Raw genomic sequence first — 16034 nt, 5'->3', positions numbered from 1 at the left:
CATGTCAGGAGGAATCACGTCCGCCATCTGGTTGCTCCCCGCCCTGCCCCTGTGCGGCGCCGCTGTCCTGTTGCTGGCGGGTCGTCGCACGAACACGTGGGGCCACCTGTTCGCCTGCGTCATGGCACTCGCGTCGTTTGTCGTCGCAGTGGTGTCTTTCATCGCCATGCTCGGCCGCGACACCGCCGACCGCACCGTCACCGAGCACCTGTTCAGTTGGGTCCCGGTCGACAGTCTTCAGGTCGAGTTCGGACTGCAGCTTGATCAACTGTCGATGTGTTTCGTCCTGCTCATCACCGGTGTAGGTTCGCTGATCCACATCTACTCGGTCGGCTACATGGCGCACGACCCCGAGCGTCGGAAGTTCTTCGCCTACCTCAATCTCTTCCTCGCTGCGATGCTGCTCCTCGTGCTCGCCGACAACTTCCTCGGGCTCTACGTCGGCTGGGAAGGCGTCGGTTTGGCGTCGTACCTCCTGATCGGCTTCTGGCAGCACAAGCCGTCGGCGGCGACCGCTGCCAAGAAGGCTTTTGTCGTCAATCGGGTGGGCGACATCGGATTGATGATCGCGATGATGTTGATGTTCACCACGTTCGGCTCGCTCTCGTTCAGCAGCGTCTTCGCCGACGCGTCTGGTGCAAGCGAAGGTGTCCTGACGGCGATCGGCCTGATGCTCCTCCTCGCTGCATGCGCGAAGTCCGCGCAGGTGCCACTGCAGTCGTGGCTCGGCGACGCGATGGAGGGCCCCACCCCCGTCTCGGCTCTGATTCACGCGGCCACGATGGTCACGGCCGGCGTCTATCTGATCGTGCGCTCCAATCCGATCTTCGATCTCGCACCCGACGCTCAACTCGTGGTTGTCATCGTCGGTGCCGTGACGCTCCTGTTCGGTGCGATCATCGGCTGCGCGAAAGACGACATCAAGAAAGCGCTCGCCGCATCGACCATGAGTCAGATCGGATACATGGTCCTGGCGGCGGGCCTCGGACCAGCTGGATACGCCTTCGCAATCCTTCATCTGATCACCCACGGATTCTTCAAGGCAGGCCTGTTCCTCGGCGCGGGTTCGGTGATGCACGCGATGAACGACGAAACCGACATGCGGCGCTACGGCGGGCTCCGAGCGTTCATGCCACTGACTTTTGTCACGTTCGGGCTCGGATACCTTGCCATCATCGGTGTTCCGCCGTTTGCCGGGTTCTTCTCCAAGGACAAGATCATCGAGGTTGCGATCGGCGAGGGCGGCATCAAGGGTGTTGTGCTGGGCATCGTCACGCTGTTGGGTGCGGCGCTCACTGCCTTCTACATGAGCCGCGTGATGCTGATGACCTTCTTCGGGAAGGCCCGCTGGGAGAACCAGAAACCTCACGAATCTCCGGCGGTGATGACGTCTCCGATGATCATCCTGGCGGTGGGGTCCGTCGGCGCCGGGATGCTCCTGACCATCGGGTCCAGCTTGCAGAACTGGCTCGAACCGGTTGTCGGCTCACATCACGTCGAACCGCCGATACCCGCATGGTCGATCACCGCGCTGGCGCTGCTCGCGGTCGCCGCCGGCGTCGCGATTGCGTATCGCGAGTACGCCACCCGGGAGATTCCACTTGTGGCACCTACTCCGGTTTCACCGTTGACCGTTGCGGCTCGCCGCGATCTGTACGGTGACGCCTTCAACGAGACGGTGTTCATGAAGCCCGGACAACAACTCACCAAGTCGTTGGAAGTGTTCGACACCAAGGGAATAGGCGGCGTCGTGGGCAGCTTTGCGGTGGTCGTCACCGGGCTGTCCGCGCTCACGCGGAAGCTACAGACCGGGTTTGTTCGCTCGTACGCGCTGGTGATGTTTGTCGGAGCAACACTCGTGGTCGCGACAATGATGGCGGTGACACTGTGGTGATCGAAGCGGCGGTGAGCGACTCTGTGACCAATACCGGCTTCCCCGCGCTGACGGTGCTCTGGTTGCTTCCGCTCATCGGAGCGGGTGTTGTCCTCGCTCTGCCGGCACGGTCGTACCAATTTGCGAAGTATCTCGCATTGGCTGTGTCCGTGGCAGTCCTGGTGGTCGCCGCCGTTCTCGGAGTTGCGTTCGACCGCGGCGGCGAACAATTTCAATTTGTCGAAAGCCACAGCTGGATACCGGCTTTCGGCACCAGCTACACACTCGGACTCGACGGGATCGCACTCGTTCTGGTTCTTCTCACCGCAGTGCTGGTGCCATTACTACTGATCGCGGGCTGGAACGACGTCCCGGCAGACCCGGCATCACCCAAGAGAATGCCGCACACCTATTTCGCGCTGATCCTTGTTGTCGAGTCCATGGTGATGATTTCGTTCAGCGCCTTGGACATTCTCTTGTTCTACATTTTCTTCGAGGCAATGCTGATACCGATGTATTTCCTCATCGGCGGGTTCGGCGGAGTGGGCAGATCTCGCGCAGCCGTGAAGTTTCTGCTCTACAACCTCCTCGGCGGCCTGGTCATGCTCGCTGCAGTCATCGGCCTGTATGTGGTCACCACGCGCGACGAGAGTCCCTTCGCCAGCGGCACTTTCGACTTCCGGGCGATCGCCTCAGCGGCAAACAGCGGTGAACTCGGTGTTGGACCCGGGGTGCTCAACGCCTTGTTCCTCGGATTCATGTTCGCGTTCGCGGTGAAAGCACCGCTCTGGCCGCTGCACAGTTGGTTGCCGGACTCCGCGGTGGAATCGACTCCGTCGACAGCAGTGTTGATGATGGCGGTCGTGGACAAGGTGGGCACGTTCGCGATGATTCGCTACTGCCTGCAACTGTTCCCGGAGTCGTCGTCGACCTTTGCACCGTGGATCATCACGCTCGCCGTTATCGGGATCGTCTACGGCGCAATACTGGCGATCGCGCAAACAGACGTCATGAGACTGATCGCCTACACGTCGATTTCGCACTTCGGCTTCATCATTCTCGGAATCTTCGCGATGACCAGCCAGAGCCAGGCGGGTTCCGCGCTGTACATGGTCAATCACGGAGTCTCCACTGCGGCTCTGTTCTTGATTGCGGGATTCCTCGTCTCGCAGCGAGGTACTCGATCGATCGCGGCGTACGGCGGCGTCCAGAAAGTTGCACCCGTACTTGCCGGCACATTCCTCGTTGCGGGGTTGGCAACGCTGTCGCTGCCGGGTCTCGCGCCGTTCGTCAGTGAGTTCCTGGTGCTGATCGGGACGTACTCGCGATACCACGTGGCCGCTATCGCGGCGACTGCCGCGCTTGTCCTGTCCGCGATCTACATACTCTGGCTCTACCAGCGCATGATGGGCGGACCTGTGAAGGAAGAGCAGGGAACGATCCGCGACCTCGCTCGACGCGAACTCGTGGTGGTCGCCCCTCTGATCGCACTCCTGTTGCTTCTCGGCATCTACCCCAAGCCTGCCTTGGACGTCATCACTCCTGCAGTGAGCCATACGGTCGTCGACGAGGCTCCGACCCCGCTCGTCGCCGACCACGAAGGAGGTGCCCACAAATGAGTTCCTTCAACGACGTGACCATCCTCGGCTCAGCCGGCACGGCGTCACCCAGTGTCGAATACAGCTTGCTCTCGCCAATGTTGATCGTGTTCGGTGTTGCGGTTGTGGGCGTACTCATCGAGGCATTTGCACCCCGGCGTTTTCGATACCCCGTGCAACTCGTCCTCGGTGTCGCAGGCTTGGCGGCCGCATTCGTGGCAGTGCTTCTGCTCGCCGGCACGCGGTCGACGGCGATGATGGGTTCTGTAGCGGTCGACGGTCCGACCCTTTTCCTGCAGGCCACGATCCTTCTCGTGTCGATCCCCGCAGTACTGCTGATCGCCGAGCGAGGCTCGGGCAACACCGCCGAGGTGATCGCGCAACACGACGCGCTCGGCGGTTTCACCCCTCAAGCGTCGAGCGTCCCCGGAAGTGTTGCGGAACACGAAGCGGTCAAGGTCGGTATCGCCCAGACCGAGGTCTTTCCGCTCACCCTCTTCGCTGTCGGCGGCATGCTCCTCTTTCCCGCGTCCAACGATCTGCTGACGATGTTCGTTGCGCTCGAAGTGTTCTCACTGCCTCTGTATCTCCTGTGTGGTCTGGCACGCCGACGTCGCATGCTCTCCCAGGAAGCTGCGCTCAAGTACTTTCTGCTCGGGGCATTTTCGTCGGCGTTCTTCGTTTTCGGAATCGCATTGCTGTACGGCTATGCCGGGACGGTCACGCTCTCCGGTATCGCCGACGCAGCACGCAGCGGGTCGGGTACCGATGCCTTCCTGTGGCTCGGGACAGCACTCGTGGCCGTGGGATTACTGTTCAAAGTCGGTGCCGTGCCGTTCCATTCGTGGATTCCCGATGTCTATCAAGGGGCGCCGACGCCGATCACCAGTTTCATGGCTACTGCGACCAAGATCGCCGCATTCGGTGCCATCCTTCGTGTCTTCTATGTGGCTCTGCCCAACGAGTACGTGAACTGGCGTCCACTGATGTGGGCGGTCGCGATTCTCACGATGGTTGTCGGATCGATCGTCGCTGTGACGCAAACCGATATGAAGCGGATGCTCGCGTATTCGGCCATCGCGCACACCGGATTCATTCTGACCGCTGTGGTTGCGGATTCGGACGCCGGCCTGGCCTCGGCGATGTTCTACCTTCTGGCCTACGGATTCAGCACCGTGGGCGCGTTCGCCGTCGTGAGTCTGGTTCGGGACGCAGACGGTGAGGTCGCGACGCTCTCGCGCTGGGCCGGATTGGGCCGGCGCTCACCGCTGGTCGGAGTTGTGTTTGCACTGTTCCTGTTGGCTTTCGCCGGGATCCCGTTGACCAGTGGGTTCATCGGAAAGTTCGCGGTGTTCAGCGCGGCAGCCGAGGGCGGGGCCGCACCTCTCGTGATCGTCGGCGTCCTGTGCAGCGCGATCGCCGCGTACTTCTACGTGCGAGTGATCGTGTTGATGTTCTTCACCGAATCGGCCGCAGACGCTCCGACCGTCGTGGTACCGAGTGCACTGACCAGCAGCGTGATCGGCCTCGGCGCCGGTGTCACGCTCATCCTCGGCATACTCCCCCAGCCGGCGCTCGACCTCGCCGAGCGTGCAGCGGACTTCCTACACTGAGCCGATGCGTGAATCTGACCTCGACCCCGGGCTGCCGAGCATCATCCGGGCCCCATGGTTCGTCGTGTTTTCAGCGGTAGCGATTGTCCATCTGATCCTCAATGCCGCTGATGCTGCGCCCTGGGACGGGATCACCAAGGTCATGCTCGCTCCGATTCTGGCTGCCTGGGTTGTCGCCCGACGCGGACCTCGAATTGTTGCTGCGGCACTGATTGCCTGTGCTTTCGGAGATTTGTTCCTGATCTGGGAGACCACGTTTGTCATCGGGATGGCAGCCTTCGCGATCGGTCACCTCTGCTTCATCCGATTCTTTCTCTCACACGGCGCGCTTCGGGAGATACGAAGGCGGCCATGGTTTCTGTGCGCTTACACCGTCGCTGGGATCGCTCTTGTGTCGTACACCTGGACCGGTCTCGAACCTGAACTTCGAATTGCCGTCCCCGTGTACGCCGCAATACTGGTGGGAACCGCATCAACCGCACTGACGTACAACTCGATCACCGGTATCGGCGGCGCGCTGTTCCTCACCTCTGACGCCCTCATCCTGCTCGGCCAGGCGAACAAGTGGCAGCCCGCCGCTGCGGGCATCTGGATCATGACGCTGTACATCCTCGCTCTGTTGCTTCTGACAGTGGGAGTTCTCGGCCGGAGTAACACGCCAAACCGTCCATTAGCTCAGAGGCTGTAAGGATCAGCAACCAGCCGGACATCTCTTCATATGACCCCGAAATCCGAGGAACAGCCACCGCCGAGCGGCGAAGAGCGGTTCACCGCCCTGTGGGACGCCTACGCCGGTCGGGTGTTCGCGTATACCTGTCGCCACGTTGATCATCACAGCGCGCAGGAGGTTGTCTCCGAGACGTTCCTCGTTGCCTGGCGACGCTTGGACGAAGTGCCCGACCAGGCACTGCCGTGGCTGTTGGTGGTGGCTCGTAACACCGTGAACAACAACCGTCGCAGCGTTCGGCGCCTTGACGCGCTCACCGAGAAGATGGGACGCATCGAGCAGATTGCGGCATCGACGCCGGGCGCCGACGTCACTGTCACCGAACGCACGGAACTGCTCGAAGCACTGGCAACACTCACCGTCACCGAACGTGAAGCCCTGCTCCTGACTGCCTGGGACGGGTTGACCGCCACCGAAGCCGCGCGGGTCGCTGGGTGTTCGGTTCCGGCCATGCATGTTCGTCTCTTTCGCGCTCGGCGTCGATTGCGCGCCGGGTTGACTTCAGAATCCGACACCGTTATCCCGATGAACACCGCCCGACCTTGCGCTGCCGCCGAACACGGGAGTACCCCATGACCAAAGATCCGCTCACCACGCTCGAGAAGCTGCGGCCGAGCGATACGGTTTCCGCCGAACTCTGGCCCGAGAACGTCCAAGATGCCGCACGCACCCGAATCATGGCTACCGAAAACAACATTGGGGCAACCAAAGCTCCACGCCGTCGCGTCGGTGCCATCGTTCTCGTCGCGGCGATCTGCGCAGCAGTGGTGGTGGGCTGCGCCGCTGCCACGGGGATGATGCCGAAAGCGTTCACCGACATGTACTCGGGTTGGCAGACGATGCCGGGAACCAACGGCGGAATAGATCCGTCCACCGCCGAGCGGGTCGGGTCCATTCCCGGACCTGACGGAACCTTGTTCAGCATCTTTGTCGCCCACGGCGCCAATGGCTGGAGGTGCGTCGCCCCGGTTTTCGAGGCGTCAGCCGACATCGACAAGGTTGGTCCGTCGAAATTCATCGGCCTCGGACACGGCTGCAGATCAATTGACTTGTACGGCGCAGATTCATTCGGGGGCGGCGCCGGGTACGAGGCCGGTCCGCACGAGGCGACCTACGACGCAGGAGCGGGAGGTGCTGTCCGAGCCGAACTTCACACCGCAGACGGCCAGATCTATCCGACAATTCTTGCCGAAGACCGCTTCTACGGATGGATTCCCCTGTCGCTCACGTCCCCTCGTCCAACCCTCGTCGGATATGCCGCAGACGGGACGGTCGTCGGCACCCGGTGAGCTGTCGGTACCCTCGAAAGATGACTGCACACGCCCCGAACGAGCGCATCCCCAGCCAGTGGGAAGAGATCACTGCAGCCGACTCGACGCATTCCACACGATATGTCGAGCGTTTCCGTTCCATGAGAGCGGACGGCAAGGACATTGTCGGGGAAGCACGTTTGATCGACGCGATGCTCGGACGCGGTGGCCGGGTTCTCGATGCAGGGTGCGGGCCTGGCCGACTCGGCGGTTATCTGCACGACGTCGGGCATGTGGTTGTCGGAGTCGATGTCGACCCGGTTCTCATCGCTGCCGCAGAAGAAGACCACCCCGGACCGGCGTGGCTTGTCGGCGATCTCGCCGAACTCGATCTGCCGGCCCGCGGTGTCGAGGCAGATTTCGACGTCATCGTGTCGGCAGGCAACGTGGTGGCGTTTCTCGCGCCGTCCACCAGGCAAGCAGTATTGTCAGGATTTGCTCGTCATCTCGCTCCGAGCGGCCGAGTGGTCATCGGATTCGGTGCCGGCCGTGGCTACGAGTTCCCCGAGTTTCTCGCCGACGCGACCGCGAGTGGCCTCGAGGCTGATCTGCTGCTCTCCACGTGGGATCTTCGCCCGTTCAAGGAGGATTCCGAATTCCTGGTCGCGGTGTTCTCCCGCGCCTGACCCGGCACTTCCCCCGCACCCCCTGCGATCCGTCACACGGCGATCAACTCACCCTGATCACAATGGTGGCGACTGTTGTTCACTACGAACATAATTGGATCAATGCGGGTGTGGCCGAGCGGCAAGGCAGCGGTCTGCAAAACCGTCCACGCAGGTTCGACTCCTGCCATCCGCTCCCCTTGCGAACCAGCGACTCATGTCGCAACCCTCACCTAGGAATGACATTCGGTGCACGCAGCCTGCATCGCTCCGCTCCGTCTCCGCGCACATGGCTCCGGACAGTTACCCTCGATCGATGCACCCTCTCCCCGAGACAGGACAGCTACCTCCCGGACCGATGGCTTTGCAAGTGGAACACCTCTGCATGGCGTTCGGCGCGAAAGTTGCTGTGAACGACCTTTCCCTTGCGGTGCCCTCAGGTTCGTTGTTCGGTCTGGTTGGGCCGAATGGTGCGGGAAAAACGACCACACTGTCGATGGCTGTCGGATTGCTTCGCCCGCACTACGGTCGCAGCCTGGTGTACGGCTACGACGTGTGGAACGACCCTGTCGCAGCGAAGAGTCTGCTCGGCGTCCTACCCGACGGTCTGGCGCTACCCGCCCAGTTCACCGGCCATGAACTACTCACCTATTTCGGACGCCTGCGCGGTATGCCAGAGGACGTCATCGCGTCACGACGCGACGAACTGTTGGCCGCGCTCGATCTCGCCGATGCAGGTGGAACGGTCATCGCCGATTATTCAGCGGGCATGACGAAGAAAATCGGGTTGGCCTCGGCCTTGTTGCACGGCCCTCGCTTACTGGTACTGGATGAGCCGTTCGAAGCTGTCGACCCCATTTCTTCGGCCGGAATTCGGAGCATTCTGCTCTCGTTCGTCCACTCAGGTGGCTCGGTCATTCTTTCCAGTCACGTGATGGCCCTTGTCGAACAACTGTGTACTCACATCGGAGTCATCGCAGACGGTCGCGTCGTGGCTTCAGGAACGGTCGACGAGGTGCGCGCAGGCAACACTCTCGACGAGGCATTCGTTCGCCTTGTCGGTAGCCGCAGTCCCAATCCCGACGGACTGTCATGGATGCGCGCATGACCACCACCAGCTTTTCACCGACACGCTGGAAGCCGTCGGTCTCTGTGTGGCGCACTGTTCTCCGCATGCGCATGACCCTCTACAAACGTCAGTTCACCGGTGGAAGAGCTGTAATCAAGGTCATTGCAGCGTTGTTCGGGGTTCTGGGGGCAGCGCTACTGTGCCTACGAGCTTCGGGAAAGAACGGTGTTTCTCCCGATCTCGTCAGCGGCACAACCAGTCTCGCACTTTCGGCTATCGCCGTGATGTGGATCTTGATGCCGATCATGTCTGGTCTGTCAGATGACAATCTTCACCCCAGACATTTCCAACTACTCCCCCTGGAACCCGTCCGACTCGCCAGAGCACTGTTCTCGACGTCGCTGGTCGGTATGACCGTGCCGATTACCGCGTTGGCTGCAGCAGCGATTCCAATTTATGCCGCTACACACCACCCTGCCGCACTGCCATTGGCCATTATCGCTTGGCCCGCAACGGTCCTGCTCATTGTCGGCACCTCACGGGTCGCGATGCTGGCGATGTCGCAGCTCCTGCGGAGTCGTCGCAGCCGCGAACTGGGACTGTTGGCATTCGGCACGTTCTTCGGCGGACTGTATCTGCTGCAATTTCCGCTGCAGAGTCGCCTCGGCACGGTCGTGGACGGCGACGTCACGTGGCCGCTCACGATCGCGCATTCGATCCCGTTCGCGTGGGGAATCACCAGTGTCGACGCAGCAGCAGGAGGCGCCTGGCTCCTCGCCGCCGGAGCAGTCCTCGCCCTGGTGCTGGTCGATCTCGCACTGCTGTGGTCATGGCAACGCCTGGTCGTTCGCTACTTCAACGGGAAGGTCGCAGAATCAGCGGGCGCCACTTCCGTGCAATTGAAGAACCAGGGCCGCGACATTCGAACCGGTTGGCGCGCATCCCGACTGGGCACCGTCATCTCTCGCGAGCTTTCGCTCTGGCACGGAGACATGCGCCGACGAACACAACTGCTCTCCGTTGCCATCATGACCTTGGTCTCCGGCTTCGGACCGCTGATCTCGTCATCGATCCCCTTCTCCGCCGCATGGGGTGCCTGGTTCCTGATCTACCTGGCAATGGCAGCCGGATCGAATCTGTACGGATTCGACGGCGCATCGATCTGGCATCTGGTGATGATCCCCGAAGCCGCTGCCGCTGACGTCCGGGGCCGACAAATCGCGTGGGCAATCGTGATGACACCCTTCGTGGTCGTCGCAACAGCTGCTGTACGGATCTTCGGGGACCTCGGGACCGACCGACTGGCCGTGCCGATCGCCGTCGGCATTTCGATGATGGGAGTCGGTGCAGGATTGGTAGTGGCGATATCCGCCAAAGCGCCCTACCCGGTTCCGGAGATGAAGAAGACGTTCTCCTTCAACACCCGCGGGTCCTTCAACGGCTCGTCCTTCGGACTGATCATCCTCGCCATCGTCATCTTCGCCGCGACAACGGCGCCCGGCGTTCTACTCGGGGCGCTGCTACCGAACCCGGTGAACTATTTCGCCATCCCTGTCGCTGTTGCGATTGGTGCACTTGGTGCTTGGATCGGGGGCCGCGTCGCGATCACCCGTATGCAACGCGAGCCGGATCGGATTCTGTTCGCGGTTACCACCACATGATCGTTGCCCAGATAGTCCGAGAATTTCTGGGCGTCAGCGCAGTAGCCGCAACTTGCACCAAAAAACTCAGTCTGGGCAATCGGATTATCAGGGATCCAGGTAGCGCAGCTCAACGGGTTCGGTCCTCGCATATCGCCGCCGGGCTTTCGTGACATAGCTTCCGCTCGAGCCGAACCATTGCCCTGGAAACATCGCACCACCAAGATGTTTGGCATGCCCCCGGAGCACTACGGTTCCGTACGTGTCGCCGAACGTCCCGGCCGATGCGGGAACTGCGCGCACCCCGCCCCTTCGCTGGAGCGCGGCTGGATCGAGCGCTGCCTCAGGTTCGCACCGCAGCCCGCTCGGTGTGCAGAAATCCTGGTGATGGACCACTACACCGGAGCGATGGAATTCTGCCGGTGCCGACATCCGTTCCACGGGTCCTGATCGCGCCGGATCCTCGAGATCCGCTGTCGAGCCGAGTCCCTCGGCGCCCCGGCTCGACAGCGAAATCACACCTGAATCAGCTCAGCGAGCTCAGCAGCGGCTCGAGAAGCTTGTAGAGCTCGAAGATTCCGATGATCGTTGAAATAGAACCCATGATGATCCTCCGTGATTCGTGAACTTTCCGTGACGTCGCGTCACAGGCAGAAAGCTAACAAACCCGGCATTCAAACGGGGACCTTGGATGTGTCCGGCAGATGAACTCCCTGCTCGGAGAAGCATTTTGGTGACCAGCGTCATGCTCATCGAGAAATGAGCCCCATCGTCACATCGCCTGACACCAACCGACGGTAGCAGCAAAAGTCTGCCCGTTGCGATCTGGCGATACATGGCACCATTTCCACCCCATCCGACCCTTGCTTTGTGCGCTGAATCGCATTACATTTCTCCACAATAACGGTACGCGTAACGAAATAAAGAGACGGTCTACTTCACAGCCCGATATATCCAGTGCCACAACCCTTCCGGGCTCTTGGAGGGGCGGCGTTTCGTCGCGTCCATAAGCTCCTCACTCCCCGATCGAAAGAGAGCACGATGACCACAGAGAGCGTCTCCGGCAATCAGCCGCGACCGGTAGCAACTATCGCAAGCCTGACCCTGCTGATCGCTGCCGTGGCCGCGCTCGAAAGCATCATCGTCCCCGCACTCCCCCTGATACAGAGAGACTTCGGAGTGACGGCCGACATCGGAGCGCTCGCATCCGTCGCTCTGACGTTGAGCACTGTCCTCGTCACGCCGATGGCCGGGCGAATAGCCGACGTGTACGGCGCCCGCCCCACCTTGCTCGCGATCACGACAATCGTTGTCCTGGGCGGCAGCGTGTCCGCTCTCGCAACGATCTTCCCGCTGTTCGTCCTCGGCCAATTTCTCCAGGGATTCGGAATCGGGTTGCTTCCCGTGAGCTTCGTGGTCCTACGACGCACTTTGTCCTCGGACCGACTGAAGACGGCCACGGGTTTGCTCGGGGCTGTCGTAGTGGCCGGCGGCGCTCTGGGAGTCGTGCTGGCGGGACCGGTGGCGGAAAATGTCTCACGCACCGCGATGTATGCAGTTCCGACCGCGTTCGTTTTGCTCGGCGCAATTGCTTTTGCCGTGAGCACACCACGAGATCACATGTCGAACGTCGGCGGCCGACTCGATTGGCCAGGAGCTGCTGGATTGGCTCTCGGATTATTGACGCTGACGGCGTGGTTGGCGAGCGCATCGAGCAACGGGTGGGGCGCACCGACGTCGATGCTGCTGGTTCTCGCTTCCGCTGCCGTGTTCACGATCTGGGCCAGGTATCAGAGCCGGACAACCGAGCCGATGGTCGACCTGACGATGATGTGGCATCGTTCGATGTGGAGCGCCGTGGTCGTCGGCGTGGTTTTCGGGTTCACCTACGGCGCTGTTGTCTATCTACTTCCGCAACAACTCGCCGTGCCGGCAGAGAGCGGATTCGGCCGCGGTGCATCGACAAGTGCCATCGGAATCCTGCTGTGCATCGGTTACGGCGCAGCGGTGATCGCGTCGGTGATTTCCGGAAAGCTCGCACAACGGGTCGGCACGAAAGCCATTGCGGTAGCGGGAGTTGCCTTCCTCGGCCTGAGCGGCGCCGTCGGGGTCTTTGCAACCACGATGTGGCAGATCGTTGTGGTGCTGATCCTTGCGGGTACCGGCGTTGCCGCCGCGTCGACGGCAGTGTTCGTCATCTCCGCCGACAGCGCACCGGCAGACCGCGTAGGTGTCACGACGGCAATAGTCACGATCGCCAGATCGCTGGGTTCTGCTGTGGGAACCCAAATTGCCGCCGGGATCATCGCGAGCGCGACTTCATCCGGCGGCCTTCCCCAGCACTCGGCATTCGCCACGGCTTTCGGAGTGGCGGCAATCGTTGCGATTGTCGGACTCGTTGTCGCGGTGACGATGCCGAAACCGGCATCAACCGATGTTCAGTGGTCGTCGTCGTCCTCGTCGAAGTCTGCGACTCCGCGCTTCCAGTAGCCCGTGATCAGGTGGTCGTCCGAACTCAGGCCGAGTTCGTCCCGCACGAATCTGCGAATCGGCTTGAGACTGGTGGCCTCACCGGAGATCCAGGCGTAGAGGCGCTCACCTTCGGGCACGGTGACCGTCCGTACTGCCTGCTCGAGCAGATCCGAGTGACCGGCTGGGACGTCACCGCGGTGCAGCCATTGCACCTCGACGCCTTCCGGAACAGTGAGTTCGATTTCCTGTGAAGGGTCGGTGATCTCGACGAACACCCACCCGGCGGCAGCAGCGGGCATCATCTCGAGCCAACGAGCAATGGCAGGAAGGGCGGTGATGTCACCGGCCAGCAGATAGCGGTCGTACGTCCACGGAACCACGACGCCACCGGGCGGACCTGCCACGTGCACCCGAGTGCCGACGGTCGCCGCCTGAGCCCAATCAGAGGCGTACCCACCTTCGTGGAGCGCGAAGTCGAGGTCCAGCTCCCCCGCCTCGGCGTCGTATCGACGGACGGTGTACTCACGCGAGATCGGCAATGGACGAGGCCACTTCAGGCTGAATCCGTCGCGTTCGGGTAGACGTAAAGTTCCGTCTGCATCCGGGTAGACCAGGCGAACATGCTCGTCGGGAGCGTGCGATTCGAAGCCCGCCAACTCCGGTCCACCCAAGGTCAGACGCAACAGTCCGGTCCCGACCATTTCGCTGCGAACAACTTCGAGTTCGCGAATGCCGATGGGGTACGGCACTTTTGCGCCGGTGGTTCCCGCCAGAACTTCGGCGATGGTCGCGAGGTGGTCTCCTCGGTTCATGAACTACCTTCCTTTTCCGGCGGAGCATTCCCCACCGGCACAGTGTTTTCGGAGAGATCGACTTCGTTGATCTCCGAAGTTACCCGGCGCACCGAACCCAATGCTGCCAGGAGCACCAGGCCCAGTGTCACACCGGCGAGCCCCAAGACCAGTAGCGCGGCGCCAGGCTCGAGCCACTGCCCGAGGAACCCGGCTGCCATCGAACCGATCGCCGTACCCGTGACGGCTTGCACCATCCACAGACTGGACACGCGTCCGCGCAATTCGTCCGGCGTGTTCTGTTGAAGGACTGCAAATCTCAGAATGTCGTTGAGTGCGCGGCCGAGGCCGAATCCGGCCAGGCCCAGGAACGCGACAATCGCTGCTCCCGACGCACCCAGTACCACCAGGCCGAGAGGCATCAGCGCAACAGAGATCAACATCGCGGCGCCGTTGCGGTGGACTCGTCCGGTCCAACCGCTGGTGAGGGAACCGACCACAGCGCCGACAGCGGGGGCGCCGTAGAGCAGACCGAGCATGGTGGGTCCGCCGCCGAGGACCTGGTCGACGAAGGCAGGCAGCAACACCATCGGCCCGCTGACGAACATGACCAACAGACCGCTGATCAGGATGCCGCGAATGACTGTGTGCGTGCCGGCGAATTTCACGCCGGTCACCAGCGCGCGCATCGGGCTTTCGTGATTCGTGCCCGGTGCAGGGGAAGGGCCGATGGCTTGGAACAACGTGACAGTTGCTGCGGTGGCCACCGCAGCAACAAAGTATGTCGCGGGAATGCCGCCGGAGGCGATGATCACGCCGGCGATTGCCGGCGAGATCATCGTCCCGATGTCGGTGGTCAGCGCTACCAAAGCGCCGGCCGCAGCCATCTTGTTGCGCGGCAACAACGTCGGCATCAAAGCCATCAAGGCCGAGCTGCTGACACCGCCGGCCAAGCCGTCGACAGCTGCCGCGACGTAGATGACCCACATCGACGGGTGTGGCAAGAGCGCATTGCACCCGAGAATGACAAAGCCGAGACCCGCAGCACTGCGGGCCAACTGGATGGTTCGTCGCCGATCGTAACGGTCAGCGAGCACGCCGCCGAACAGGCTGCCGAAGAACATGGCGATGGCCATCGCCGTGGACACTCCGGCAACCTGCAAGGTCGAGCCGGTGAGCTGGTACGTCTGCGCGGGGACGGCTACGACGAGCAGTCCGATCCCGAGCAGCGAGATCAATCGCGCGGAAAAGGCGTACCTGAAGGGACGGCTGGTCCGCAAGGGTGAAACATCGATCACCAGCCCACCGAATCGAGTCATGCGAAGGTCTGGCCGATCAGGTCGAGGGTAGCCATTGCGCCGTCGTAGTCAGGACGGTAGCTGCTGGCGGGGAGCTCGAACGTCGTGCCTGCCTTGAAGGACGGCAACTGCGAGTAAAGCGGATCGGTGGCAAGTTCGGCCATCGGGCGACCGGACACCGGAATCACAAAGGCGACAGGAGCATCGGCGACCTGCGAGAGCAGTTCCGGGCTGACCTCGAACGAGTCACCCGAGCCGAAGAGCTGCGGGTTGCCGGCCTTGGCCATGACGTCGTCGGCCTTAAAACCGAGCTCGGCGAGCATCGCGGGCAGCGCGGCCGTCGGCGGAACGAGGTACGGCTTGTTGCTCGAGACCGAGAGGAAGTAGACGACGTTGCCCTCGGGAACCTTGATCTTGCCCTTGACCTCTTTGACCTTGTCCTCGTATGCGCTCATCAGCGCCGGAACCTGGTCGGAACGGCCCGCCGCGTCGGCGACGATTTCGAGCTGCTTGTCCCACGCGGCGACCGTCTTGGGGACCAAGACGGTGGGTGCGATAGCAGTGAGCTGATCGTAGAGTTCCTCGGACTGAACAGAGGTGATTCCCTGGCCACCGCCGATGATCAGGTCGGGCTCAGCCGCCGCGACGGCTTCGATGTTGAGCTGCTCGCCGGCCGGCAATTCCTTGGTGCCCTGCGCCTTTGCGGCGTCCGCCCAAGCCGGCGGGAATCCACCGTCGAGGTTCGTGACACCGAGGACGCGGGTATCGGTGGCAACCACCGGTGCGTCCAGGGCGTACAGGTATCCGGCGAGACCGCCGCTCAGAACCACGATGCGCTCCGCCGACGCGGGCACGGTGACCGAGCCCTTCTCGGTTTCGATCACGCGGGTCGTGGGCTCTGCAGCCTTGGTCGGTTCGTCGTTCGAATCGCTACTGCAACCGATCATCGCCACGAGTGCGACGATCAGCAACCCTGCGATGGCGACGAATCGTCGCCAACTCCGTATCGCGAGGGGCGGTGTGGACTTCATCATTGAG

At 62.1% G+C, this 16034-nt stretch carries 14 protein-coding genes and 1 tRNA gene; 11 read left to right on the top strand and 4 right to left on the bottom strand.

All coding sequences use genetic code 11. The features are described 5' to 3' along the window. Position 1 precedes the first annotated feature (1 nt). The 10 genes from nuoL (at position 2) to KTR60_RS12970 (ending at position 10456) form a co-directional block, all read left to right on the top strand. Complete coding sequence (gene nuoL, locus KTR60_RS13015) at positions 2-1894, top strand: NADH-quinone oxidoreductase subunit L (RefSeq protein ID WP_007735142.1); 1893 nt, start codon at positions 2-4, stop codon at positions 1892-1894. Beyond that, positions 1888-3492: an NADH-quinone oxidoreductase subunit M gene (locus KTR60_RS13010; RefSeq protein ID WP_210378358.1), complete on the top strand. Its 1605-nt coding sequence runs from the start codon at positions 1888-1890 to the stop codon at positions 3490-3492. Before nuoL ends, KTR60_RS13010 begins: the two co-directional genes overlap by 7 nt. After that, complete coding sequence (nuoN, locus tag KTR60_RS13005) at positions 3489-5084, top strand: NADH-quinone oxidoreductase subunit NuoN (protein ID WP_007735139.1); 1596 nt, start codon at positions 3489-3491, stop codon at positions 5082-5084. Before KTR60_RS13010 ends, nuoN begins: the two co-directional genes overlap by 4 nt. A gap of 4 nt (positions 5085-5088) precedes the next feature. Further along, positions 5089-5772, top strand: coding sequence for a lysoplasmalogenase (locus KTR60_RS13000; protein ID WP_007735138.1), 684 nt, complete (start codon positions 5089-5091; stop codon positions 5770-5772). 30 nt (positions 5773-5802) lie between these two features. Then, complete coding sequence (locus tag KTR60_RS12995) at positions 5803-6387, top strand: RNA polymerase sigma factor (RefSeq protein WP_007735137.1); 585 nt, start codon at positions 5803-5805, stop codon at positions 6385-6387. Continuing rightward, a complete protein-coding gene (locus KTR60_RS12990) occupies positions 6384-7100 on the top strand; it encodes a hypothetical protein (RefSeq protein WP_007735135.1) in 717 nt (238 codons plus the stop codon). The genes KTR60_RS12995 and KTR60_RS12990 overlap by 4 nt, the downstream gene beginning before the upstream one ends. Before the next feature lie 20 nt (positions 7101-7120). Further along, positions 7121-7747 carry a class I SAM-dependent methyltransferase gene (locus tag KTR60_RS12985; RefSeq protein WP_007735133.1) on the top strand — a complete coding sequence of 209 codons (627 nt, stop codon included), beginning with the start codon at positions 7121-7123 and terminating at the stop codon, positions 7745-7747. A gap of 104 nt (positions 7748-7851) precedes the next feature. Then, a tRNA-Cys gene (locus KTR60_RS12980) sits at positions 7852-7922 on the top strand. 120 nt (positions 7923-8042) lie between these two features. Beyond that, entirely contained in the window at positions 8043-8834 is a 792-nt protein-coding gene (locus KTR60_RS12975) for an ABC transporter ATP-binding protein (RefSeq protein ID WP_019748159.1), read from the top strand. After that, positions 8831-10456: an ABC transporter permease gene (locus KTR60_RS12970; RefSeq protein WP_228402213.1), complete on the top strand. Its 1626-nt coding sequence runs from the start codon at positions 8831-8833 to the stop codon at positions 10454-10456. Before KTR60_RS12975 ends, KTR60_RS12970 begins: the two co-directional genes overlap by 4 nt. Before the next feature lie 87 nt (positions 10457-10543). Here KTR60_RS12970 and KTR60_RS12965 read toward each other — a convergent pair whose 3' ends face one another. Then, complete coding sequence (locus tag KTR60_RS12965; protein WP_228402212.1) at positions 10544-10954, bottom strand: hypothetical protein; 411 nt, start codon at positions 10952-10954, stop codon at positions 10544-10546. Between the two features lie 522 nt (positions 10955-11476). On the opposite strand from KTR60_RS12965, the gene KTR60_RS12960 reads away from it, so the two are divergent. Further along, on the top strand, positions 11477-12925 hold the full coding sequence (locus KTR60_RS12960) for an MFS transporter (protein WP_007735130.1): 1449 nt from the start codon (positions 11477-11479) through the stop codon (positions 12923-12925). On the opposite strand, the gene KTR60_RS12955 is transcribed toward KTR60_RS12960, so the two are convergent. From KTR60_RS12955 to KTR60_RS12945, 3 genes are read right to left on the bottom strand one after another with little or no spacing between them, the layout of a single operon-like run. After that, the gene (locus KTR60_RS12955) at positions 12874-13719 is read right to left on the bottom strand and encodes a siderophore-interacting protein (protein ID WP_007735129.1); all 846 of its coding nucleotides are present in this window, start codon (positions 13717-13719) and stop codon (positions 12874-12876) included. The two genes, KTR60_RS12960 and KTR60_RS12955, sit on opposite strands and share 52 nt — an antisense overlap. Further along, positions 13716-15017 carry an enterobactin transporter EntS gene (gene entS, locus KTR60_RS12950; protein WP_007735127.1) on the bottom strand — a complete coding sequence of 434 codons (1302 nt, stop codon included), beginning with the start codon at positions 15015-15017 and terminating at the stop codon, positions 13716-13718. The genes KTR60_RS12955 and entS overlap by 4 nt, the downstream gene beginning before the upstream one ends. Continuing rightward, positions 15014-16027, bottom strand: a complete 1014-nt coding sequence (locus tag KTR60_RS12945) for a Fe2+-enterobactin ABC transporter substrate-binding protein (protein WP_003942170.1) — start codon at positions 16025-16027, stop codon at positions 15014-15016. Before KTR60_RS12945 ends, entS begins: the two co-directional genes overlap by 4 nt. Positions 16028-16034: the final 7 nt, after the last annotated feature.

The sequence above is a fragment of the Rhodococcus sp. C1 genome, from assembly GCF_020809065.1.
Classification (GTDB): domain Bacteria; phylum Actinomycetota; class Actinomycetes; order Mycobacteriales; family Mycobacteriaceae; genus Rhodococcus_F; species Rhodococcus_F qingshengii.
Note: the sequence above shows the minus strand (reverse complement) of the source record. Positions and strands in the feature narration are given on the sequence as shown.

Excerpts from the sequence above, each read along its gene's own strand:
- KTR60_RS12995 (WP_007735137.1), top strand. The coding sequence starts at position 5,803 with ATGACCCCGAAATCCGAGGAACAGCCACCGCCGAGCGGCGAAGAGCGG.
- KTR60_RS12975 (WP_019748159.1), top strand. The coding sequence starts at position 8,043 with ATGCACCCTCTCCCCGAGACAGGACAGCTACCTCCCGGACCGATGGCT.
- KTR60_RS12960 (WP_007735130.1), top strand. The coding sequence starts at position 11,477 with ATGACCACAGAGAGCGTCTCCGGCAATCAGCCGCGACCGGTAGCAACT.
- KTR60_RS12990 (WP_007735135.1), top strand. The coding sequence starts at position 6,384 with ATGACCAAAGATCCGCTCACCACGCTCGAGAAGCTGCGGCCGAGCGAT.
- KTR60_RS12985 (WP_007735133.1), top strand. The coding sequence starts at position 7,121 with ATGACTGCACACGCCCCGAACGAGCGCATCCCCAGCCAGTGGGAAGAG.
- entS (WP_007735127.1), bottom strand. The coding sequence starts at position 15,017 with ATGACTCGATTCGGTGGGCTGGTGATCGATGTTTCACCCTTGCGGACC.
- nuoN (WP_007735139.1), top strand. The coding sequence starts at position 3,489 with ATGAGTTCCTTCAACGACGTGACCATCCTCGGCTCAGCCGGCACGGCG.
- nuoL (WP_007735142.1), top strand. The coding sequence starts at position 2 with ATGTCAGGAGGAATCACGTCCGCCATCTGGTTGCTCCCCGCCCTGCCC.
- KTR60_RS12970 (WP_228402213.1), top strand. The coding sequence starts at position 8,831 with ATGACCACCACCAGCTTTTCACCGACACGCTGGAAGCCGTCGGTCTCT.
- KTR60_RS12955 (WP_007735129.1), bottom strand. The coding sequence starts at position 13,719 with ATGAACCGAGGAGACCACCTCGCGACCATCGCCGAAGTTCTGGCGGGA.
- KTR60_RS13000 (WP_007735138.1), top strand. The coding sequence starts at position 5,089 with ATGCGTGAATCTGACCTCGACCCCGGGCTGCCGAGCATCATCCGGGCC.
- KTR60_RS12945 (WP_003942170.1), bottom strand. The coding sequence starts at position 16,027 with ATGAAGTCCACACCGCCCCTCGCGATACGGAGTTGGCGACGATTCGTC.